Origin of the sequence: Paenibacillus sp. FSL R7-0210, assembly GCF_038009085.1 — a bacterium.
GTDB lineage: Bacteria > Bacillota > Bacilli > Paenibacillales > Paenibacillaceae > Paenibacillus_AQ > Paenibacillus_AQ silagei.
Map to the genome: position 1 here is coordinate 3,863,640 of NZ_JBBPAR010000001.1, position 23,188 is coordinate 3,886,827.

Annotated in this window: 19 protein-coding genes, 1 tRNA gene and 1 pseudogene; 7 read left to right on the forward strand and 14 right to left on the reverse strand. The window is 53.5% G+C overall.

Annotation, left to right across the window (positions count from 1 at the left end; genetic code table 11):
* Positions 1-6: 6 nt before the first annotated feature.
* The gene (locus tag MKY64_RS16605; protein WP_340954399.1) at positions 7-1,095 is read left to right on the forward strand and encodes a low temperature requirement protein A; all 1,089 of its coding nucleotides are present in this window, start codon (positions 7-9) and stop codon (positions 1,093-1,095) included.
* Positions 1,096-1,206: 111 nt separating this feature from the next.
* On the opposite strand, the gene MKY64_RS16610 is transcribed toward MKY64_RS16605, so the two are convergent.
* On the reverse strand, positions 1,207-2,610 hold the full coding sequence (locus tag MKY64_RS16610) for an NAD(P)/FAD-dependent oxidoreductase (protein ID WP_340958101.1): 1,404 nt from the start codon (positions 2,608-2,610) through the stop codon (positions 1,207-1,209).
* Positions 2,611-3,065: 455 nt separating this feature from the next.
* On the reverse strand, positions 3,066-3,428 hold the full coding sequence (locus MKY64_RS16615; RefSeq protein ID WP_051478024.1) for a hypothetical protein: 363 nt from the start codon (positions 3,426-3,428) through the stop codon (positions 3,066-3,068).
* A 165-nt stretch (positions 3,429-3,593) separates the two neighbouring features.
* On the opposite strand from MKY64_RS16615, the gene MKY64_RS16620 reads away from it, so the two are divergent.
* Positions 3,594-4,883 (forward strand): S8 family peptidase, encoded by a 1,290-nt coding sequence (locus tag MKY64_RS16620; protein WP_340954401.1) that lies wholly within the window; start codon positions 3,594-3,596, stop codon positions 4,881-4,883.
* 77 nt (positions 4,884-4,960) lie between these two features.
* On the opposite strand, the gene MKY64_RS16625 is transcribed toward MKY64_RS16620, so the two are convergent.
* From MKY64_RS16625 to MKY64_RS16640, 4 genes are all read right to left on the reverse strand, one after another.
* A complete protein-coding gene (locus MKY64_RS16625; protein ID WP_340954403.1) occupies positions 4,961-6,286 on the reverse strand; it encodes an amidase in 1,326 nt (441 codons plus the stop codon).
* A gap of 157 nt (positions 6,287-6,443) precedes the next feature.
* Positions 6,444-6,899 carry a hypothetical protein gene (locus MKY64_RS16630; protein ID WP_340954405.1) on the reverse strand — a complete coding sequence of 152 codons (456 nt, stop codon included), beginning with the start codon at positions 6,897-6,899 and terminating at the stop codon, positions 6,444-6,446.
* A gap of 34 nt (positions 6,900-6,933) precedes the next feature.
* Complete coding sequence (locus MKY64_RS16635) at positions 6,934-7,371, reverse strand: LytTR family DNA-binding domain-containing protein (protein ID WP_036725417.1); 438 nt, start codon at positions 7,369-7,371, stop codon at positions 6,934-6,936.
* A 223-nt stretch (positions 7,372-7,594) separates the two neighbouring features.
* Positions 7,595-7,870 (reverse strand): CD3324 family protein, encoded by a 276-nt coding sequence (locus MKY64_RS16640; protein WP_076086345.1) that lies wholly within the window; start codon positions 7,868-7,870, stop codon positions 7,595-7,597.
* Positions 7,871-8,245: 375 nt separating this feature from the next.
* Between MKY64_RS16640 and MKY64_RS16645 the strand changes: the two genes are divergently transcribed.
* A complete protein-coding gene (locus MKY64_RS16645; RefSeq protein ID WP_076086342.1) occupies positions 8,246-9,937 on the forward strand; it encodes a M3 family oligoendopeptidase in 1,692 nt (563 codons plus the stop codon).
* A gap of 143 nt (positions 9,938-10,080) precedes the next feature.
* Here the strand turns inward: MKY64_RS16645 and MKY64_RS16650 are convergent, their stop codons facing one another.
* The gene (locus MKY64_RS16650; protein WP_340954407.1) at positions 10,081-10,467 is read right to left on the reverse strand and encodes an iron chaperone; all 387 of its coding nucleotides are present in this window, start codon (positions 10,465-10,467) and stop codon (positions 10,081-10,083) included.
* Between the two features lie 103 nt (positions 10,468-10,570).
* The gene (locus MKY64_RS16655) at positions 10,571-11,503 is read right to left on the reverse strand and encodes an alpha/beta hydrolase (RefSeq protein WP_340954409.1); all 933 of its coding nucleotides are present in this window, start codon (positions 11,501-11,503) and stop codon (positions 10,571-10,573) included.
* Between the two features lie 259 nt (positions 11,504-11,762).
* Here MKY64_RS16655 and MKY64_RS16660 point away from each other — a divergent pair, with 259 nt between their 5' ends.
* A complete protein-coding gene (locus MKY64_RS16660) occupies positions 11,763-12,257 on the forward strand; it encodes a sigma-70 family RNA polymerase sigma factor (RefSeq protein WP_340954412.1) in 495 nt (164 codons plus the stop codon).
* Between the two features lie 20 nt (positions 12,258-12,277).
* Positions 12,278-13,798, forward strand: coding sequence for a DUF4179 domain-containing protein (locus tag MKY64_RS16665; protein ID WP_340954415.1), 1,521 nt, complete (start codon positions 12,278-12,280; stop codon positions 13,796-13,798).
* 89 nt (positions 13,799-13,887) lie between these two features.
* On the opposite strand, the gene MKY64_RS16670 is transcribed toward MKY64_RS16665, so the two are convergent.
* The gene (locus MKY64_RS16670; protein ID WP_340954418.1) at positions 13,888-15,129 is read right to left on the reverse strand and encodes an RICIN domain-containing protein; all 1,242 of its coding nucleotides are present in this window, start codon (positions 15,127-15,129) and stop codon (positions 13,888-13,890) included.
* Between the two features lie 306 nt (positions 15,130-15,435).
* On the reverse strand, positions 15,436-16,083 hold the full coding sequence (locus tag MKY64_RS16675; RefSeq protein WP_339255161.1) for a hypothetical protein: 648 nt from the start codon (positions 16,081-16,083) through the stop codon (positions 15,436-15,438).
* Positions 16,084-16,257: 174 nt separating this feature from the next.
* On the opposite strand from MKY64_RS16675, the pseudogene MKY64_RS16680 reads away from it, so the two are divergent.
* Positions 16,258-17,144, forward strand: a pseudogene (locus MKY64_RS16680) (fructose bisphosphate aldolase).
* 373 nt (positions 17,145-17,517) lie between these two features.
* Here the strand turns inward: MKY64_RS16680 and MKY64_RS16685 are convergent.
* The 3 genes from MKY64_RS16685 to MKY64_RS16695 all read right to left on the reverse strand — a co-directional run bounded on the left by MKY64_RS16685 (position 17,518) and on the right by MKY64_RS16695 (position 22,156).
* Positions 17,518-18,567, reverse strand: coding sequence for an Atu2307/SP_0267 family LLM class monooxygenase (locus MKY64_RS16685; protein WP_340954420.1), 1,050 nt, complete (start codon positions 18,565-18,567; stop codon positions 17,518-17,520).
* Between the two features lie 160 nt (positions 18,568-18,727).
* A complete protein-coding gene (locus MKY64_RS16690; protein ID WP_340954422.1) occupies positions 18,728-21,658 on the reverse strand; it encodes an insulinase family protein in 2,931 nt (976 codons plus the stop codon).
* A gap of 132 nt (positions 21,659-21,790) precedes the next feature.
* Positions 21,791-22,156, reverse strand: coding sequence for a DUF4180 domain-containing protein (locus MKY64_RS16695; RefSeq protein ID WP_340954425.1), 366 nt, complete (start codon positions 22,154-22,156; stop codon positions 21,791-21,793).
* Between the two features lie 63 nt (positions 22,157-22,219).
* Here MKY64_RS16695 and MKY64_RS16700 point away from each other — a divergent pair, with 63 nt between their 5' ends.
* Positions 22,220-22,609 (forward strand): VOC family protein, encoded by a 390-nt coding sequence (locus tag MKY64_RS16700; RefSeq protein WP_235191882.1) that lies wholly within the window; start codon positions 22,220-22,222, stop codon positions 22,607-22,609.
* A 403-nt stretch (positions 22,610-23,012) separates the two neighbouring features.
* On the opposite strand, the gene MKY64_RS16705 is transcribed toward MKY64_RS16700, so the two are convergent.
* Positions 23,013-23,085, reverse strand: a tRNA-Lys gene (locus MKY64_RS16705).
* Positions 23,086-23,188 lie beyond the last annotated feature (103 nt).

Below are 23,188 nucleotides of genomic sequence, written 5' to 3' on the forward strand. Positions count from 1 at the left end.
AACGCAATGATCATCAAAAAGGTAACCTGGCTGGAGCTCTTCTACGATCTGCTGTTTGTCGCTGCAGTCTCCAAAGCCAGCCATGTGCTGCTGCATGTAGAAGACGAGACCCTGTCCCTTGAGACACTGGGCAAATTCGTACTGATCTTCATTCCGATCTGGTGGGCCTGGGTCGGCCAGACGCTTTTCGTTAACCGCTATGGTCAGGATACGGTGATGCACCGGATTTTTCTGATTATCCAGTTGTTCTTCGTATTGATTATGACAGCCAGCCTGTCAATAGATTTCGATGCCAACTATCTGCCGTTTCTGATTGGCTACCTCGGACTCCGGATCATGACCGCGGTCCAGTATCATTACAGCCATTCCAGAGAAAGCGGGCATCTGCGCGACACGGCCCGCTATCTGGGATCACGTTTCTGGATTGGACTTGCGATTTCGGCCTGCTCCCTGTTCTTCGATTCTTGGCTGCGGTATGCGGTACTGTACGCAGGAATTATGCTGGACATCATTCTCCCGCTGACGGGACGGAGGATTCTGGTGAAGACGCCCCCCAATACCCATCACCTGCTGGAGCGCTTCTCCCTGTTCGCCTTGATCCTGCTCGGCGAATCTGTGGTTAGCATCCTCGCCGTGCTGCAATCCAGCCGCTGGACCGGGCAATCTGTCGGCTTCGCTGCGCTGACCTTTGTCCTGATCATCGCCATATGGTGGCAGTATTATGACAATCTGGAGAAGAAAGTCGATATGCATATCCAGACTGCCGGACAGACCATTATCTACGGGCATCTGTTCATTTATATGTCGCTATGTATGCTCGCTGCGTCAATCCAGCTATTGTTCCTGGATCAGCTTCATTATGAACAGATGCTGAACCTGTTGTTCGGCTCCGCGCTGCTCTACTTCGCTTCCACAGTACTGGTCTTCCAGGTCTACAGGCATAAGCAGCATCGGCTGGGAATGAAGCCGCTGGCAGGGCTGACCGTCATTCTGGCCTGCTTCTATGTGCTGGATCTTATAGTCCATGTACCGAATGTCCTGATCATGGGTGAGCTGGCGCTGTTCTTCGCGCTGTACGCCAGAATTACTGCCTGACCCGGCTGCCCGTCAGCTCTCAGGCACTGGCCCCCCATCTATTCGCTCTGCACGCCAAGAGGCTGCACCAGAGGTCATAGCCCGCCTCAGGTACAGCCTCTTCCGGCCGTCTTACTGGCCTGTAAATTCAATCTCATCGTACTCATAATAAGCCTGTAGGATCTGCTGCCGGTCATCCAGGAACAGCTGGTCAGCCACGCCGCTGACCAGTCTAGGAATCGCATTCCGCAGGCCCGAGATGGCCGATGCCGATAACCCGCAGCTGGCCAGTGCGGAATAGTTGAATACGAATAAGCCATGCAGCAGCTTGCGGCCCGCTTCATCCCGGCTCTGAAGCGCAAAGCCTGGACTAAGGTAAGGGTGCGCATCCAGCAGCGGATTCGCCGCTCCCGCAGGCGCCGTATACCGGTCGCTCCAGCGGGCAATATAAGGCTCCACCTGCCGCAGCTCCGGCCGCAGGGCAGGATCGCTAAGCAGGCCCGTGCTGACAATCAGATAGTCGAAGCTGAACTCTCCCGCGGGCGTAGTCACCACCGCCTGCTCCCCCGAAGCCTCCACCTTCAGCCACGGCGAGCCGAGGTGCAGCCGGAAGCCGGGCCATGCCGCTGCACGGCGGAAGGTATCGCTTGTCGGCGGCTGATTATACTGGAAGAAATGCGAGATCACTGCATATTTGTCCGCATCCGCCAAGGTATGGAACCGCTCAATCATACCTGAGCCCTCCATCTGGCGGATCGGGTTCACCCCCGGAAGCTGCGCCCGGCGGACGAAGACCTGGGCCTCAGCCGCGCCCTCCTGAAGCGCGTAATTGGCATTGTCGAAGGCGGACGCCCCGCCGCCTAGAATCCCCACCCGCTTGCCGCGCAGGGCAGCGAAGTCAATCTGCCGGGAGGTGTGGGCGTACAGGTGCTCCGGCAGATGATCTGCAATCATCGGCGGAACATGCCACTGCCCTCCGCCTTGAATACCTGTAGCCAGCACCACCTTACGGGCCAGCAGTGTTCCGGCCTGCGCACCCGCTCCTGTAACCTGCAGACGGTAGATTCCATCGTCACCAGGTTCAACCAGCCTTAGCTGCACCTCGTTACGTACCGGCAGCTTCAGAACCTGCCGGTACCAGCGCAGATACTCCATCCACTGGCCGCGCGGGATTTTGTCCACCTCACTCCAGGCCCCCGCCCCATGCTGAGCCTCCCACCAGGAGCGGAAGGTCAGCGACGGAATTCCGAGATCAATCGAGGTCAGATGCTTGGGTGTGCGCAGCGTCACCATCCGGGCATAGGTCTCCCACGGCCCCTCCAGCCCGTCACGATTCTCATCGATGATCAGCAGATTCGAGATCCGTTCGCGCAGCAAGCCAAAAGCCGCACCGAGCCCGCTCTGGCCCCCGCCCACAATGACGACATCATAGACATGGCCTTCATCATGCTCCACAGGGCGGACCCAATCTGCGCCGCCATAGGCGAGATAAGCGAGATCCGTGTTCACGCGTTCATTCAAGGCTTCCAGGCTCATCATTCCTCAGACCTTTCCGGGGCATCTTCAGCTCATAGCTGCTGCTCACTTTGCATTCTGTTCCATAATCCCTGTATACATCTATGGCGATATTATATAGGGTATGCCCCCGCTTTTGAACATTGATGGAAGGTTTATTGTCATAAGAGCTGAATTCAGTGGACGGGATTGTACATTAAGCCAATATTTTAACGCCAACTCGCCTTAATGCTTGACAAACGAAATATTATCTCACACGTATCCGCAAAATAAACCCCACAAAGTGAGGCTTTAGCTTCGATGATGACTCAGATACTTTGCGGGGACCCCAAAACATATAAATTCTTTCAAAAAAGAGCTGCCCCATCAGCCCTCCGGCCCCGGAAACAGCTCTTTCGTTCAGTCATTCACAGCTACACTATGCAATCTGGCTCTCTATCTTCCTCTGTTCATAGAATATAAATAGGTCCGCCACCTTAGAAGCGTGCTACAAAAAACTCGCGGTTCGACGGGACGAACTTCTGTGTGCGCTGCACATTATCCGCATCGATAATTCGGAGCGTGTAGCTGACTGTTGTCAGCGTACTGATCGTATTAAACTGGGCGACGCCGAATTCATCGAACTGAGCCGTGATCACAGTGCCGGAGCTCCTGGTCAGTGTAGCCGTCCAGCCCTGCGTTTCGTAAGGGACATTGTTATTGTTCACGGCAAGCACGATGAAATTATTAAGCACCTGTCTGATCCGCCGTCTCTTGGGTCTTACTACCGCCGCTGCTCTTGCTTTTTTAGCCATCAGTTGACGTTTTGCCAGCAATGCCTTCTTCTCTGATTCTTTCATTTGCTTCACCACTTTCTATTGGAATACAGTAGTAAATGCAAGAGAAGAATCAACCGAAACGCACGATTGCCTGTTATTTACATAAATGTATCGCTGTACTCATTCATGGTTTCGTACCCACGAGGCAGCTTGCCGCATACACTGCTTCATAGAGGTGATTACATTATGAAGAGTGTACCATCATGGGTCAGGCGTCACGCCGCCAAGCTCAACCGGCCCTTGAAGCATAAGATCCGCAGTGCTTATTCCACTAGTGCTGCAAATGCTGCTATACCGGTGATCATACAGTTCAGACAACCGATTACTCCAGCGGGACTCCGCGAACTAAGGACACATCTGGGACGGCATGTCCTCCCGGTCAAGCATCATCTGCGGCTGCACCAGGCCGTGGCTTCACAGGTATCCCTGAAATGTCTGGAGCATGTATGCCGCTGGAACGGAGTCCATAAAGTCTATCTGGACGGCATTAAGAAGGCTACGCTCAACATTGCAACTCCATCCATAGGCGCTACAGCGGTTAGACGCTCAAGAGGGCTTACCGGCAAAGGCATCAACATCGCTGTGCTTGATACCGGAGTCTATCCGCATCCCGATCTGACCCGGCCGGTGAACCGCATTCTGGCGTTCAAGGATTATATCAATCACCGGAAATGCCCGTATGATGACAACGGACACGGCACGCATATCACCGGGGATGCCGCTGGTAACGGCTGGTCCAGCCGGGGCAAGTACCGGGGACCCGCGCCGGAAGCGGGGATTGTCGGAATCAAGGTGCTGGATAAGTATGGGGACGGCTATGACTCCACCATTATCAAGGCAATTGAATACTGCATTACCCGCCGCAAAAAGCTGAAGCTGCGCATCCTCTCCATGTCCTTCGGAGGACCGGTGGCTCCGCATGTCAAGGATGACCTTCTCGTCCAGGCCGTTGAAAAAGCCGTCAAAGCCGGGCTCACCGTAGTCATCGCCGCCGGTAATGCCGGCCCCAGGCGCCGGACTATTGAGTCCCCCGGAATCAGCCCCTCCGCGATCACCGTCGGAGCCGTCAATGACCGCCGGACGCTGACGCAGAAGGATGACCGGATCGCTGTCTATTCCAGCCGCGGGCCCGCTCCCGGCGGCAAGGTGAAGCCGGATCTGGTCGCACCCGGCGATTCAGTGATCTCGCTGCGTGCCCCCGGCTCCCAGCTGGTCCGTGAACTGCCGCGCAATAAGGTCGGCAAGCGGTATTTCAAGCTGTCCGGCACGAGCATCTCCACGCCCATCGTGTCCGGTGCCGCCGCCCAGCTGCTCCAGCTCCGCCCATGCCTCACGCCGCGGCAGGTGAAGCTCTTGCTGAAGCGTAATGCCTTCCCCCTCCGCCTGAAGCCGAATACCGGCGGCAGCGGAGAGATCGACGTACGTTTCCTGAAGCGGCGCTGCTCCCCCAAGAAACCCTACAAAGCGAGACTTTAGCTTCGATGGATATTCAGGTACTTTGCGGGGACCCCAAAACAAAATAACCGGCACCGTAACCAACCGGTAACCGCTCCTTATTCCACGGGGAGCGGTTGCTCACCCGCCAGACACGGCCATAGCTGCCGTGCCCAAGCTAACAACTCCTCGTCTTCTCCATATCTTCCTATACACTGGAAGCCTAGCGGCATGCCTTCAAGCGTTGCCGCAGGCAGACTGACCGTGGGCACTCCCGCGAAGCCCCAGACCGCAGGCATCCCTGCCCAGCCCGTATTCCGCTCCTCAATCTTCGGCGCAGTCCCCCCCTGGGCCGGAGAGACCCACAGATCGATTCCTTCTTGTTCCATAAGCTCCATTAGGTCCTGCCGCAGCTCCCTTTGCCGGGTTCGGTACTGCTCCAGCTCCTCCTCCGGAATCTGCTGCCCTCTAAGGATCGCTTCCTGCACGGGAAGACCGTATTCCGCTCTATGCTCCGCGAATCTATGCTCATGCTCCCGTGCCAGCTCACCCTCAATGAAACGCAGCATCGCATTTCCGTAGATGAGTTCATCCTCCCAAGGCATTTGGACGTAACGGACTTCATATCCAAGCTGTTCAAGCCCTGTGATCTGAGCCCCGAACAGCCCTTTGACTTCCGCGCTCATCAGCTCCATATAGACTCCCTTGGGAATACCCAGAACCGGCTTGCGGGGCATTGGGGCAGCAGGAGCCTCCCAGTCTGGGACAAGCAAGGCCGCCGCAGCCTCCATATCAGGCAAGTTTTGTGTGAAGAACCCTACTGTGTCAAAAGACGGTGAGAACAGCAGCACCCCATCCAGCGGAACCCTCCCGTAGCTGGGCTTGAAGCCGACCACTCCGCAAAAGGACGCCGGGGCGATCACCGAACGCAGCGTCTGTGTGCCCACTGCCAGCGGACAGAGCCCCGCAGCCACCGCTGCGGCGGAGCCTGCACTGGAACCTCCAGGAGTATGCCCGGTATTATGCGGATTAAGCGTAGCAATCGACCCGTTATAGGCGAATTCCTCGGTCACCGTCTTGCCTGCAATCACGGCCCCTAGGGCACGCAGCTTAGCGACCAGAGATCCCTGGGCACCGGCTAACAGCTCAGCGGATAGCTGTGATCCCGCCCGGGTCGGCAGGCCGTCTACATGCAGCAGATCCTTAATGCCCACAGGAATGCCGAAGAGGGCCGGTTTACGCTCATCTCCGCTGTAGGTACGTTGCAGCAGAGCTTTTTCCGAATCCAGACGCCCTTCAGCCTCATCCTCAGGGACAAATGCATGGATATGCGGCTCAACCTGTCTGTAACGCTCCAAGTACGGGTCAAGCACAGTTTCGGGTGAATATCCGGGTTCGTGAATCCGGCTCATCATTTCTGTCAGGGATACCTTGTGAAGCAGCATAAGATCATCTCCATGGAAGATTATGTATAGCATTTGGCTTATTACGGTTCAGTCTGCAAAAGGTAACAGAAATCCCCAACCTTACTTAGCACCAAAAAAGCCACCCGGGCCGCTTCCCCTCCAAGATGGCTTTCATAACCCCTATCACCAGAGATTCCTAAAGCTCTTCTTCTTTTTGCTCCCCGTCCTGCTTATACTCATTCAGCTTCTGATTAAGCTGCCTGGCTTCCCGTTTCCCGTCGATGTGCATCATCGCGTACACCATACTTTTGACCACCAGAATAACAATAACGAATGGCACCAGCACTCCCTTATCCATCAGCGGACCGTCAGCGAACAGCCATAGCCAGAGAATCACCAATACATCAGCAAGGATGAAGCAGAGGTAGAAGCTGATCGTCTGCACTTTGGGATCAACCTCATACGTATTCACCAGCGCATAGCGGAAGCAGGTAAATGCCGCAGCCCCCAGGAACAATTGCACCAGCAGCGAGCCCCGGATCATCTCCGTTGAGTTCAGAGCCAGCACAACCGCCGCGAGCACCATCAGACCCCCGCAAGCCACCAGCAGATCCTTCACGAACAAAGACACATACTTTCTGGTTGTAATCATGAGTTTTCCTCCTAGTCAAGTTTGGACAGCACAGCTATAACCCTAACTTCCGTTTGAGCACCGGGACGTATTGTCTGGAGATGTAGACCTTCTCACCGTTGTGCAACAGCGCCTCGTATCTTCCGTAGAGCACCGGGCGGAGCGACTCGATCTTGGCCACATTCAGAATACTGGATTTGGATGCCCTGAAAAAATCGCCAGACTCATACTCCGTCTCCAGCTCATACAGCTTCAGCCTTGACTCATACACCTTCTCCTGGCAGTAGATGAACACCTTATGATCCACCGCCTCGAAATAATAGACCTCATGCGGATGGATGATATGCATCTGCAGCCCGTTCATACCAATCAGCTTCCTTGCGCCTGCGTTCACCGAGTAGATCAGCCCCAGCAAGGCTTCATCCGGGTCATTGCACCTGAGAATAATTTCAGGCTCACCGCCCTCCGGCACCTGTTCAATTGTGATTTTCACCGCCACCGCCTCCTGCCTTCTCTCCCTACAGCTACAGTATATTTTTGTAAAATGACTTATACAATGGCCTTTGCGCAAGCTGCACTCTAGCGGCTTCAAGCTGCAAAAACGGAATCTCAGTCCGCAACCTCGTCTGCAATTGGCTACACTTCTAATGGGTCCGCCTAATTTACAGGATTCAGTCGATAATGGCGTATCATCTGAGCAGCAAAAAACCCGCAGATCAGCTCTGCGGGTTCTTGGAATATACAATTTTGCGGATGCTGTCGATGGATAACCCGTATTGCTCGCACAATTGGTACAACTCTGCACCTTCTTGGAAGCGGCTACGGATCTCAGCATTGCGGACTTTATAGTAATCGGCTGCTCCTGAGCTTTCACCCCATTTTCGGCGTTTGCTCGGGCAGGTTGGAATATACAGGGCTTCCCCTTGAATATATTGCTGAATCTCCTTCAGCAGGTGTTCTGGCAATAGCTTTGCTGCATTTATACATTGCATCTCTGGCTCGCTCCTTAAAATATATTAATCTTTTAAGGGCAAAGCCTGTGTATAAATAACTGTATTTCTTAAAACATACTACAGGCGAATAAATCCGCTCCATGCCAAGCTTTCGCCTTAGTTATTTCACAGGCTTTGCATGGAGCGTGCCGTTCACATACTGACTCATCCGAAACATGGGTCATCACCTCCCGGGATTCTGGAATTGGTGCAGATTACCTCTATTCTAGAATAATTCCCATGTCCATTCAACCACTAGACGCTGCTGCACCCACAATTAGCTATAATCAAACTTTACGGCCTGAACATTAGTTTTTTGCGGGCGCCGATTATATAATAGAATCTATATGGTAAAGAAAGGATGCGATACAGCAAATGAAATTCTCAGAATATGTATACGAACGCCCGGATGTGGAGCAATTCAAGCAGGAGTTCACCACGCTGCTGAAGGACCTGGAGACAGGCAATCTGGAGGAGCAAAAAGCTGCCGTGGCAGCAATCAATAAGCTGCGCAGCCGCTTCGATACGATGGAGACGCTCGTGAGTGTCCGCCACTCCATTGATACGGAGGATGCATTCTACAAGGCAGAGCAGGATTATATGGACGAGACCGGACCGGTGATCCAGGAGTACATCACGGATTATTACAGAGCCCTCGTCAACTCCAAGTACAGAGCCGAGTTCGAGCAGGAATGGGGAACACAGCTGTTAAGCCTGGCCGAAATCTCACTGCGTACCTTCAGCCCTGAAGTGATTGAAGATCTGCAGCTGGAGAATAAGCTGTCCTCCGAATACTCCCAATTGATCGCGTCCGCCAAAATCATGTTCCAGGGCGAAGAACGCACCTTGGCACAGCTGATTCCGTTCGATTCTTCCACGGACCGTGAAGTTCGCAAAGGCGTATTCGAAGCCCGTAATGCCTTCATGGCAGAGCATGAACCCGAATTCGACCGGATCTATGACGAGCTGGTGAAGGTCCGGGCGGGAATCGCTGCCAAGCTGGGATACAAGAGCTTCGTGGAGCTCGGGTATGACCGGATGGGACGTACCGATTATAATGCTGAGATGGTAGCAGGCTTCCGCAAGCAGGTGCATGAGCATATCGTACCGGTTGCGGGGAAGCTGAAGCAGCGCCAGCGCGAACGCCTTCAGCTGGACGGACTGAAATTTTACGATGAGGGTATTAAGTTCAATTCCGGTAACGCTACCCCTAAGGGAGACCCGGACTGGATCGTGGCGAATGGTGCGAAGATGTACCAGGAGATGTCCCCGGAGACCGGTGAATTCTTCAGCTTCATGCAGGAGAACGGGCTGATGGATCTGGTCAGCAAAAAAGGCAAGGAATTCGGTGGCTACTGCACCTTCTTCAGCGACTACCGTGCTCCGTTTATTTTCTCCAACTTCAATGGAACCTCCGGCGATATCGACGTGCTGACCCATGAGGTAGGGCACGCGTTCCAAGCGTATTCCAGCCGGAATATGGAGGTTCCTGAATATACGTTCCCGACCTCCGAAGCCGCTGAGATTCATTCGATGAGTATGGAGTTCTTCGCCTGGCCATGGATGGACCTGTTCTTCAAGGAGGAGGCGGACAAGTACCGTTTCAACCACCTGGCGGACAGTTTGGAGTTCATTCCTTATGGCGTATCTGTCGATGAATTCCAGCATTTTGTGTACGAGCATCCGGAAGCTACGCCGCAGGAACGCAAACAGGCTTGGCGGGATATTGAACGGAAATACCTGCCGCACCGCGATTATGACGGCAACGCATACCTGGAGCAGGGCGGGTTCTGGCACAAGCAAGCCCATATCTTCCGTCTTCCGTTCTACTATATCGACTATACCCTGGCCCAGCTCTGCGCCTTCCAGTTCTGGAAACGCTCGAATGAGGACTTCGCCTCGGCCTGGCCGGATTATCTGAAGCTCTGCCAGGCCGGAGGCAGCCGCTCCTTCACGGAGCTGGTGAAGCTTGCCGGATTAACCTCCCCGTTCGAGGATGGCTGCATCGGCTCCGTCATCGGTGAGATTGAGAGCTGGCTGAACAGCATAGACGATAAGGCGCTGTAGGGACTGGGATTCATACACCGAATACAATTAAGTTATATTCACCATCAAGCGTAGCGTCAACTATTAGGGGCTGTCCCAAGTAGCCAGTTCACGGCTTCGGGACAGCCCCTAATTTTAAATTGGATCGACATGAGCCCGTCCTCTTATTTCTTCTTCCGCTTCTCTGCGGCCAGCTGCTGATTCTCTTCCACTCTGTATTTGACGATTCTGGTAATGAGCTCATAAGGGAGCGGCTCCTTGATGGGAAACTGCACCGAACCCTTGGCTCCTTTGTACTGCGCCAGTTCCTCCTTGAAGGCTTCGATTCCACTGGGTGCCGGGTAGAACCCAATATGCGTCTTGTAGGCGGCAATATGCACCAGATTCTTATGCAGGAACCAGGTCGGCATCTGATAGCTGATCTTCTCCACTGCCTCCGGCGCGGCTTCCGAAATGACCTTACGCAAGCTCTGCAGTAGCTCCTGGACCTCCGGCGCAAAGGCGGCAATATACTGGTCCACCGATTCATAGGTAACTTTATTCTTTTCCACTTCGGCTTCATCTCCCTTGGGTTGGTTCATAGACGCAGTTAAAGTAAGCCCAACTTATATGTAGCACACAGCTTTTCAAAATTCAAATTGTAATTCATAAGCGTCATGATCCCTTCGTTCTCCCGGCATAGAACTTCAAATATTCGTCCATGTGGCTCTTCCAATAGTCCCCGTCATGCTGGCCTGCTCTGAGGTGATATTCTACCGGCACGCCCTCCTCCTTAAGCAAGGTATACAGTTGCTCCGTGCCTTCATAGAACCGGTAGCTATCCTCCGCTCCGCAGTCCAGGTAGATACTCAACTTCGATAAGTCCCTGTTCTGCGCCAAAAGAAGCGGGTCACGCTCCTGCCGCAGCGCTTCCGTCGGATAGAGAAACTGGACCAGGCCGTTCTCGCCTCCGGCAAGAGACCAGTCATCCAGGAACAGCGCCGGGCTATGCCCGCCAACCCTACTATAGACATCGCTATGCAAAAATGCCGAATGCAGGCTGATAAAACCGCCCATCGATATACCGCCAATATAACGGGAACCGCGCTCAGCCAGAGTATTGAAATGCGAATCTGTATACTCCACAACATCCTTAACCAGATAATCCTCATACCGTTCACCGCCCAGCGCTGCGGGATCACCTGGATTAACTACAGCATTCAGTCCATAGCTGTTGTCCATCTGTGGAGCAACGATAATGATCGGTTCGATTTGATCGGCCTCAATCAGCCGGTCTGCATTCTGCTGAAGGTTCAGTCCGTCAAAAATATCCGTCTCCCGGCTGCCGTAGCCATGGATGAAATAGAGCACCGGATAACGCTGAGAGGCATTATACCCTGTAGGAAGATAGACACTGAGCTGCATATCCCGGTCGAGGGCCTCACTGTGAAAAACCAGATTCTGTACGCCCGGGCTATGCAGCGGTGCCGTCTCAACCTTGTCTGCTGCCCCTTGAGAGTCTTCGCCTGAGTTCCGTGAACAACCTCCCAGCACTATACACAGTATGATCAGAAGCAGATACAGCCTGGAGCTTGGAGAACCTTTCATATCGACCGCCTCCCGTTCTCCGCCACAATCGCAGCGCTTACAATTAACAGTACCACAAATCTGGATATTTATAGTAGTACAATTATACCGCTTGGCTGCGGCCTGTTTGTCACTGGTCGGCCTATCTGATATGTGTTTTAATAAAAATCAATCGTTTTTCCGGTCAGCTCCGTCTTACTTATGAAAACATATTTCGAGGACGACTTCTTCCATAGACCAACAGAACAAGGAAGAGGGGATGGTGAATGGGGGGAAGACAATGAACAAAGCCAATACAGCAGATCTGGCGCTTATGGATGAAGAGGTGTTCTATGAGCGGCTTGCAAAGGAGCACCGTAAACTGTATGCACTCGCGTACAGCTATCTGCGCTCAGAAGCAGATGCCCTGGAAGCGGTGCAGGAAGCCTCGTGCCGGGCCTGGATGAAGCGTAAACAGCTTAAGAACGAGCAGGCCTTCACACCGTGGCTGCTCCGGATTACCATCAACTGCTGCATGGATGAGCTAAGGCGTAAAAAACGCGTCGTGCTGGCGGAGAAGCTGGAGGAGAAGGAAGCCCAGGAGATGAGGAGCAGCGACCGCCTCGATCTGGAGCGGGCATTGAATCGGATGAAGCCGAAATACCGGCATACCGTGATGCTTAAGTATTACCAGGATATGACGACCACTGAAATTGCCAAGGTACTGAATAAGCCCGAAGGCACGATCAAAACCTGGCTGCGTGAAGGACTTAGGCTGTTGCGGAAATATCTGTGAGCAAATCGGAGGTGACAGAAATGTTGGAAAAAGAAGAGCGTGTCCTGAACCAGGATGCCCAGGAGGTCCATCTTCATACAAAGGAGATTCAGGAAATGAAAATTTATAATGCCATGCGCAGCGGAATGGCGCAAGGGAAAAAACGCAGCAAACGGCGTTTCTATTCCTATGGGGCCGGAGCCGTATTAGCCGCGGCCGCAGCCATTTTTGTGCTTGTCTCATCCATCGGCTTGCCGGCCGAAGGTACAGACGATTCGGTCCTCGGCGGTTCAGTGCAGGCGGCCAGTACCACAAGCTGGAATGATTTTGCGGACTATCGCAAACAGCCATTAAAAAACCAGCTGGTTGGCGGCATCCTGGAACGAAATCTGGTCCAACCGGTGCGTCAAAGCGCATCAAACAAAGGATATCGTATGGATGTGGATGGCGCCGTCACAGATGGCCGTAAAGTGTATATCCTATTCAATGTGCACAATGGTACGGATAAAGTAGTCAATCCTGGGCATACAAAAATTCAATTCGGTGATTATGAGGTTCCGGATCCGCATCGGGGCGCAGCCCTGGAATTAGTGTACAGTGGCGAATCCAGAATTCAGCCCGGCGAAGACAAGAAATTTATTTATTCCACTAACTATCCGGCTGCCATCACTGCATCCAAGGAGGTGAAGTTCACTGTAATTCTAACCGGAACGTCCGATCAGGCGCTCGTTTCCAGCAGCAACAAGTATCGGACCAGCCTGGAGGTATCGTTTCAGCTTGACCAGGACGAATTCAAAGACCAGGTGCACACTCTCTCTGTGAATCGCACGCTTACAGTGGACGGTCAACAGATCAAAGTGCGCCAAGTGCAGTATACTCCGTTCAATACTTATGTCGATCTGGAGTATGACGAGGCGAACACCAAACAGATTTTCAGCCTGCTGAATCCTGTTCTGATCGCAACGACCGGGAGTCAAACCGAGAAATTGGTTTATCCGGGCAGAATCACGGCCGATAATTCCGAGGTGTACAAAGACCACTCTCAGGCAACGCTGGTGTTCAGGTATACCCAGCTTAACCAGCCAGACTCCACCACGCTGAAGATTGCCGGGATCTCGGCGCTGGAGCCGGACCGTATGAAATTTGTGGTCGATCTGAATAAGCAGCAAGTGATTGAAGCACCGGCAAACGATTGGGAAATGATCACCTCCAAACAAGAACATAATGCAGCGGCTGAAGAGATTCTGCTCCGGCGCAAGGTGACCGACATGTTTTATTATACCGATTCGCAAGGGGCGGTACAGGCAGAGTCCATCGGCGTAGGACTGGACGACAAATTCACCGATGCCAGCGGCCAGGTGCATGATAGAACCAATCGGGAAACGCCACTAATCGAATTCGGCGGAACCACGGTCTCTAGAGATGGTACGGGAATTGTCGAGATGAGTTTATCTTTTGGCAGTCAAGCTGCAGATTACCCGCAGCCGCTTACCCAATCGGTCTGGCGCATTTGGAATCCAATTATGGAGACGCATAGTATCGAGTTGTTCGCGAAGAAATAGAAGCTTGCCGCAAACAGCAAGAAGCCCCGCCCAGCCGACAGGCTTGCGGGGCTTCTTGCTTATTTATCTGGACTTTGGAACTTCCACTCCTAATTAATTTTGGTAAGCTGCCATTTCTGGGCGTCGGTTCCGTTGTCCGTCCATTGCTGCACGACCGCTCCGTCTGCGGTAGAGGAGTTAGAGACATCCATGGCCAGCCCGCTGGCTTTGGAGATCAGCTTGTAATATCCGCCGCCCACATCGATGATGCTCCACCGCTGGGCGTTGCTGCCGTTGTCATTCGCCTGCTGAAGCTGGACTCCGCTTGCCGTGGAGGCATTCGGCACATCCAGCAGTTTGCCGCTATGCATCGCTGTAAGCTTGTAAAAGCCGTCCCCCGTGCTCTCCACTCTGAATTGCTGATTGGCGGCGGTGTAATTAGTCCACTGATGCATTTTGGCCCCGTCTGCCGTAGAGACATCCGTCACATCCAGTACTTTGCCGCTCGCCTTGTTCATCAAGGTGTAGACTCCGCCGCTGACAATTCCGCTCGAAGGAGCGCCCGCTTGATACACCCGCACAAAATCCACGAGCATCTGCGCCGGGAAGGGGGTGGAGCTGTTCGGAGCGCCCGGCCAGTTGCCGCCCACCGCGAGGTTCAGCAGCAGGAAGAACGGTTTCTGGAATTCCTCCGTATTGCCGGTTCCGTTCTCAATATAGAATTCATTGAACTGGTTGCCGTCGACGAACCATCTGATGTACTTCGAATCCCATTCCACACTGTATACATGGTATTGGGAGAAGTCCAGATTACCGGATACCCTTCCGAATTCAGCATGGCCGCCTGCATCCCAGTGCACCGTACCGTTGACGGCAGCGTTATTATTTACCCGCTCCATAATATCGATCTCTCCGCAGGCCGGCCAGCCGGGCGGGGTGTTGATATTGGAGCCGAGCATCCAGAACGCAGGCCATAATCCTTGCCCGGAAGGCAGCTTGATTCTGGCTTCAATTTTGCCATAGGTGAAATTCTTGAGTCCCTGTGTCTTAATCCGCGCCGAGGTATAATTCATGCCTTCATAGGATTCTTTCTGCGCCGTGATGACCAGGTTGCCGCCGGTAACCTTCAGGTTCTGTGAACGGTTCGTATAGTATTGCAATTCATTGTTGCCCCAACCGCCGGTACCTGTGCCAATCTCAGCCGTCCAGTTAGCGGTGTTCAGGGAGGAGCCGTCGAACTCATCGCTCCAGGCCAGATTCCAGGTTGCTGCGCTTGCGCTCCCCGCAGGGAGCAGTGCGATGAATAACGTGAACAGCATGAACAGACTTAAGAATTTACCTCTTTTAAGCATTATTGCCCTCCTCTATTGATTTCAAAATGGCCAGCCTTATTTCAATGCACGCGTACGTTCGTGCAGTTGAAACCTTACCCAACCGGTTTCGGACATGGATAATGGCAGCGCCTTCTTCTGCTACATCCCATATATATCGTTTTTGCTTCCTGGAAGAACCTGAAATTTGACAATTCAGCGAACCTGGAGGAAAAGGGGGGCCGGCCTTTCGTAAGACACTGCCTTGTCAGCCCCAAGCACAGCAAAAAACCGCTCTCCAACGGAGGCGGTTCATGCTTTTGCAAAGATGATACCTTGATTGTCGTACTACTCGAGTCCGTGCTCTTCGCGGATCTTATACATCCCTTGCACGAGCAGCTCCGAAGGATCACGGTTAAGCTGCAGATGCGTCAGTAACAGATGGAGCGGGATAGCGCATACGTTATTTCCGTCCGTGATTGCAGGGAAGCCTGCTTCAAAGACCGGTCCATGCTCCTCGTTCCAGGCCAGTCCGGCATGCACCTGCTCCGGTGCGAACTCCTCCGTTACAGCGGCGATACACATCGGAACCAGCACATTATCGACAGCGGCCTTGGCTTCCTCTTCACTGGCGAGCGGCTTAGGCATGGAGTTGCCTCCCTTGGTCTTCATCAGCTCGTGGAAGAAGGAGGCCATCCAGATCTCCGGACTGTTGCCGGACTGGAACCGGGCAGCCAGCTCACGAAGGAAGAAGCCGCAGTAATAATCAGCGTTATCTTTATCCTTCACACGGAATACAAATACCGGCCCGTAGTTGTCCAGGTTCAGCACCTGTCCTTCCACATCGCTGAAGCTCATTTTGAGCGCTACAATGCCGTTATGAAAAACAGCCTTGAGCAGCTCATTCCAATTCTCTTCGGTCATGGCCTGCCCGGCAGCTTCCGCTTCACCGTTCACCGGCTCATTCGTGGTCTCATTGGTAGTTTCGTTTGTCATAATTAAATTCACCCCACTTTCTATCATACCATCCTATTGAACAAGGTAACATACCATATCTCTCAACTCAAATGGAAAGCTCTGCCGGACCCGGATGTATGTCCTTATGCGCAAGTGCTATACTAGACAGGGTACAGTAACCATCTCATTTTGCAGAAGGGAATGAACCTAACCATGAATACTGAACAATTGGACCGGATTCACACTGGCCAAGGCTTTATAGCTGCTCTGGATCAGAGCGGAGGAAGCACCCCCAAAGCACTGCTGCAATACGGTATTAAGGAAGACCGTTATTCAGGGGACGAAGAGATGTACACCATGGTTCACAGCATGAGAACACGCATTATTCAGAGTCCCGCCTTTAACCGGGAGCATATTCTAGGTGCAATTCTGTTCGAGAACACGATGGACCGCCTCATAGACGGGCAATATACCGCCGATTACCTGTGGGAGCAGAAGGGCGTCGTGCCTTTTCTCAAAATAGACCAAGGACTGGCCGCTCCTCAGCACGGAGTCCAGCTCATGAAGCCTATCCCCGCCCTCGATGATCTGCTGAAGCGGGCAGTCAGCAAGCATATCTTCGGCACCAAAATGCGCTCCGTAATCCATGAGGCGAACCCGGAGGGTGTCCGGCAAGTCGTGGAGCAGCAGTTCGAGCTGGCCCGGCAGATCGCCGCCTTCGGACTCGTTCCGATTATTGAACCGGAAGTAGATATCCTCAGCAGGACAAGCAGGAGTCAGAGCAATTGCTGAAACGGGAACTGGCCGCACGCTTGTCTGAGCTGCCAGATGGCGTGAAGGTCATGCTCAAGCTGTCGATCCCGACAGAGGATAATTTATACAGTGAGCTCGCCGCAGATCCCCATGTGGTTCGGATCGTAGCACTCTCAGGAGGGTATACCCAGGCTGAAGCCAACGAGAAGCTGGCCCGCCAGCATGGAGTGATTGCCAGCTTCTCCCGCGCCTTATCCCAGGGGCTTAGCGATCAGCAGACGGAAGAGGAATTTGGCCGCACCCTCGCTGCGTCGATCCAGGCCATCTATGAGGCTTCGATTACTTGATCAGATCCATGCTCATTTAAGCTCACAGCTCCATATACAGAAGAGGACCCCAGGCCTAGTGCCGCGGGGTCCTCTTCTGTATATTCCGAATATAAGTTCCGAACTCAAAACTACGCCTGATAAATCACCGGCTGATCGCTGCTGGTACCGCAACAAATCTAAAGTGTTGCAGGATCTGCAACTTCCAGCCCTGTATACCTGGGTATGCGGGAGAGATGTTGCATGATATACAGGATTTCTCGAGCTAATCCGCACAAAAGAGGGGGAAATGCTGCCTTTCCTGCAACAATCTTCGATCAAGACCTGTTTAGTGGAGAGAATGTTGTATTTCAGGCAGGATTTCATAGCAGTAGCGCTCTTGCTCTAGCAGGAGCTATGCTTGCTTCAACCGCTTAATTCCCTCCCGCACCCTAGGCGCTACCTCTGTCCCGAAGAGGCGGATGGCCTGCATCACCTCGGCATGCGGCATAGAGCCGTGCGGGACATGCAGCAGGAAGCGGGTGATCCCTACGTGCTCGTAGAGGTGGAGGATTTTACGGGCAACTGTGTCCGGGTCGCCCACATATAGAGCACCGTCAAAGCTGCGGGCAGCATCGTAATCCGCACGGTGATACGAAGGCAGCCCTTTCTCCACCGCCCGGATATTCGTCCGCGCATGTGTAGACGGGAAGAAGCCCTCTACCGCAAGCTCGTCCGTCTCCGCAACATAACCATGAGAGTGTGAGGCAATAGGAAGCTTGGACACATCATGACCGGCCTTGGCCGCTGCCTCCTTGTAGAGCCGTACATGCATGGCATAATCAGAAGGGTTCACATTGCCGATAATCGCCAGAGCAAAGGGCAGGCCCAGGTTACCCGCACGGACCGCAGACTCCGGAGTTCCCGCACTCGCAATCCATACCGGCAGCGGATTCTGCTCCGGGCGCGGATAGATCTCCAGATTCGTTATAGCCGGGCGGTGCTTACCGCTCCAGCTCACCTTGCCGGGCTCCCGCAGCTTGAGCAGCAGGTCCAGCTTCTCGTCAAACAGCTCTTCGTAGTCCTTCAGATCATAGCCGAACAGAGGAAACGACTCGGTGAACGAGCCCCGGCCCACCATAATCTCGGCACGGCCCCCCGATATCCCGTCCAGTGTTGCGAAATCCTGAAATACCCGCACCGGATCGGCTGAGGACAGAATCATGACCGCACTGGTCAGGCGGATTCGGGTCGTCAGCGGTACAGCCGCCGCCATTAGCACAGCAGGCGATGAAGCTGCAAAATCAGGCCGGTGATGCTCACCCACGCCGTATACATCCAGTCCGACCTGATCCGCAAGCACGATCTCCTCCACCACTTCGCGCAGCCGCTCCGCATGGCTTAGAGTCACTCCGGTATTCACATCAGGCGTTGTCTCGACAAAGGTGCTTATTCCAAGTTCCACTTGTGTTCCTCCTAAAAGTCAGTAATCTTTATATTCTAAAACTAAATAGTCAAATATTCAAAGAAAACTTTAACCCGCAGCAAACAGGGCGCCCCGGCTGTGTCAACAGCTCTTGAGGCACCCTATTGTGTGTTAGCTGGTTAATCGTAGCCGCTCCCGCTTATTTCACCAGTTCCTCCAGGCTGCCAAAGGCACCTGAAGCCGATTTCAGCTTGGATTCGCCTCCGACCACACAGAAGTAATTCTGCTGCGTTACCGCCTCAAGCAGACTGGCATAGCTCCTGATATCCCCGGCGGTGGCCGACAGGATTTCATTACGCTCCTGCTGAAGGTCTTCCGCCGTAACCTGCTCGAAATAATGCCGGTCCGCCTGACGGCCTGTAGCGCCGGGACTCAGCGGCTGGTCCAACATGGCCAGGGTCCCGATAATTGCCCTCTCCATCTCCGCTTCATCTGACGAATATTCTCCGGCAAACTGAGAGGCCCGGTCATAGACCTCCAGCGTCTCCAGCAGGTTCGGATCGCGGTAGGAAGTGAACAGGATTACCCCGTCGCGGCGCAGGAGCAGATTGCCGCCATACGCTCCGCCCTTGACCCGGACCGTATTCCACAGGTAGGTCAGGCTGAGGATCTTCTTAAGCACCTGCAGCTTGCCGGAATAGGCGAAGCCCAGCTTCTTGTAATCATAACCTTTGACTACATATTGCACCTGGCTCGCGGACATGAAGCCTTCGTTGACCGCCTGCCCCTGTGCAGATAAGAGCGACTGGGACTCTACTACCCGTCTGCTCAGGTCCAGCTCCTGCACATGTGCGGCGAATTCCGCATACGAATCCGCCGTACCGGTGAGGGAGAGCGTCAGATTCTGCGTATTGAACAACAACCCGCAGATTTCCTTCAAGGTATCTGCAAGCCCCTCAGCCTGCTGGTCAATGCTGCGGGCAAGCTCCTTGATAAAGCGGTAATACGCCACGCCGCCAAGCTGCTCCTCGTACATCCCCCGGTCCGAGAAGTAGGACAGCACCCGGCTGGCTGCAATCTCATTGCCTTTCTGGGTCAGCATCGCTTCCATGCCGGAGGCTTCCCGGCGGACAATCTCCTGCAGCTTGGACAGGTTATCCAGATTGCTGCCGTAGAGCAGCTCATGCAGCAGCTTCAGGGAACCGCCGATGTTGCCCTGCATGACCTTGATGCGCGCGCTGAATTTGGCCTGATAGCTTCCTTCCGCAGACTTCCCGGCTCCGAACACCTCATTCTGGAAACGAATGCCGCCCGTAGTAATCCCGATCTCACTGGTCAGCTCCTCAATACTGTAGGCTTCCGTCTCCAGCTGTCCGAGCACTCTCGCCAGCAGCTCCAGATAAGGAATCTGCTGCGCTGCAAGCACGCTGGTGTCCCAGTACAGCTTGATATAGGCAATTGCACCGGCAGCCACTTCATGATGCAGCACCTTAATCCCGTCCAGCGCAACCTCCACTGTGGGTACCCCGGCCGGGGCAATAGGGTTAACATCCTGGAGGGTCAGCTTCGGCAGCTTCTCCAGCTCCTCTGCGGGGTCCGGTGTGTTCTGCCGAGCCAGCAGCTTCTGCGTGCTAAGCACCAGTTCATCCAGCTGGGCCGGGGCCAAAGACGCTTTGTATGACGCCAGACGGCTGCGGACCGCCGCATCCTTTTCCCCCGCCAGGGTCTGAGAGGGATGGAGGACAACGACACTACAGTGGTTACTGTTCAGCAGGTAGGTCTCAATCAGGCGCTCGAAATAACGGTTGGCACTTTGTTCACGGATCGCCGCAAGCGCCGCTTCATATTCCAGATACGTGGACGGCAAGCCGTCATACAGCCAGGCCTTCATCACTTCCATGTTGTAGGTGAGACCCTTCGGATATTGGCTGAAATCGGCTTCACGCAGTTCAAATTCCTTGCTGTTCACCGCAGCGAGCACCAGCTTCTCATCCAGACCGTCCGCAGCAAGGCGGCTCAGAGTTGCTCTGACCAGATTCACGAACTCCTCCATGGCTTCAGGATTAGAATGTGTCAAGGCAATACCCAGCATAGGTTGAACCATACTATCTGAATAAAAAGCAACCACATCCTTGCCCAGGCCGCTCTCCAGCAGCGCTTGCTTCAGCGGGGCCGCATTGCTGTCCATCAGCATGCTTTTCAGAATGGCAAAGGCCAGATTCAGCTCCCGGTCCAGAGAGGTCCCAATTACATAATTCAAGCTCAGGTATGTCTTGTCGGCAGCCGTTTCCGTCTCCAGAATGGGATACTCCCCCGTAAGCTGGGTCATGCCGGTCGGTGCCTGTAGTGCAATCGAAGTATCCATAGCCTTGCGGGTATAGCGGCTGAGATATTCTTCATGGATAAACTGCAGCCGTGCTTCGATATTCAGGTCACCATAGAGATAGAAATAACTGTTCGAGGGGTGATAATAATTCCGGTGCGCCTCCAGAAACTGTTCATAGGTCAATGCAGGGATATGCTGCGGATCGCCGCCGGAGGAGTGACGGTAGATCGTACCCGGGTAGAGCGATTTTTTGATCCGGTCAATCAGCACCGTCACCGGCGAGGAATACGAGCCCTTCATCTCATTGTAGACGACACCCTTATAGATCAGCTCATCCCCGGAATTGGGCAACTCATAGTGCCAGCCCTCCTGCTCGAAAATCTCCGGCTGACTGTAAATGTTCGGCTGAAAGACGCTGTCCAGATAGACCTCCATCAGATTGGCGAAATCCTGGTCATTCTGGCTGGCTACCGGATACATCGTTTTGTCGCCAAAGGTAAAAGCGTTCAGGAACGTCTTCATCGAGCCCTTCAGCAGCTCCACGAACGGTTCCTTTACCGGGAATTTGCCGGAGCCGCAGAGGACCGAATGCTCCAGAATGTGAAACACTCCCGTGCTGTCCGCAGGCGGAGTCCGGAACGTAACACTGAACACCTTATTGTCATCCTGATTCTGTACATAGAGCAGCCGTGCGCCGCTCTGCTGATGCTCCAGCGTGTATACGGAGGATTCGATTTCCCGTATGTACTCCTTGCGTATCACTTGAAACCCGGAATAGACCTCACCTGCTATTAAGCTGCTCATATCTTTCCCCTCCTTAGTTCAGGGCTGCCCTGATTCCATGAGCTTATCATATCCGGGGTTTCCGGTTCCACTATGAGCTGCATAGAGGACCAGGCTAACGGATGCAGCCCTCAGCTCTTAAGCTGCGAGAATCTAGACCCGGCTCAACCGCTCAACTGCCTGCTGCTCATCCGCTACGAAAAATACATCCTTCCCTTTGTTGCATTCATAGATGAAATCACGCAGGCTGCGGCTGGTATAGCTGCTGAAATCACCCACCACGGCTGCCTTCACCTGATAGTTTATGAACTTCTGCAGAATCTCACCGGCCAGCCGAGTCTTGAGGTCGAAGAACTCCTCGCTCAGCAGCGCCTTATGGATCACAATCCGGTCACAGTCGGTCTCATAGCGTACCGTTGCCATAAGATCCAGCGCACTCTGGACATCACTTACCACGGCTTCGTTGCCGCTCACTACAGCGATGATCGTGCCGCCAGCTTCTATAGTTGTTATGTTCATTGTTATAACCTCCTGATCAAATATGTTAAAATATGCGGATAGCTTATCTTAGCAGCAATTGAAATGTACAGCAAAGGATGGATCATGATGGAGCTCACGATGAATTGGATTACACTCAGGGTACGCAATCTGGAGGCTTCCCTTGATTTCTATCACCGGATTCTAGGGCTTCCTGTGGAGCGCAGATTTGAGAGCAGAGGGAAGCAGATCGTCATGCTGGGGATAGAGGGGCAGCCGAAGCTTGAGCTGATAGAGGGTAATGACCCGCCGGTGAAGCCGGAGTGCGGAGTGTCTGTAGGCTTCGAGGTCGCATCGCTCGACAAGGCTATGGCCGAACTTGCTAAGGAAGGAATCCCGGTAGCCCGCGGCCCCATCGCGCCGAATCCCAGCCTGCGCTTCTTCTATATTCTGGACCCAGACGGGTTCGAGGTGCAGCTTGCGGAGCATATGTAACGGCGTTCGGATGGGCTTGCTATCCACGGACTAGCACTAGTAGTGTACCTGATTTGCTGATTTAACCTGCGATTGGGCCTAATGAGATGCATTAGTGCTCCTCATTTGACCCACGCGCCTGCATGCCAGCACAATGTATGCTGTTTCCCGCATACATTTGGCCTATATACCGCTGTACCAGCCGTTTGTACTCGGTTTTTCGCATACATTCAGCCTTTTACCGATGAAATTAGATACACTCCTGCTCTCCCGGCGACCCTTCAGTCCCATTAAGCAACCAAGTCACTCTACGAATCATTCAAAGAGCTCTTTTCCACAAATGTAGACTGACCTTGTCCACAACAGGAGGAATTATAATTTCCTGCACAGCAAAAAAACGGCATTTCTGCCGTTTTTTAAGGTATGGACTCTCAGGGGCTCGAACCCTGGACAAATAGATTAAGAGTCTACTGCTCTACCAACTGAGCTAAGAGTCCGTATGGTGTCTATGTATGATTCTTCTAGACGATGATCTCTAAGCTGACTGCGTCCGCTCAAAAGTACTTTCATAGTATACTTTTTTGAACGGGCGCTGTCAAC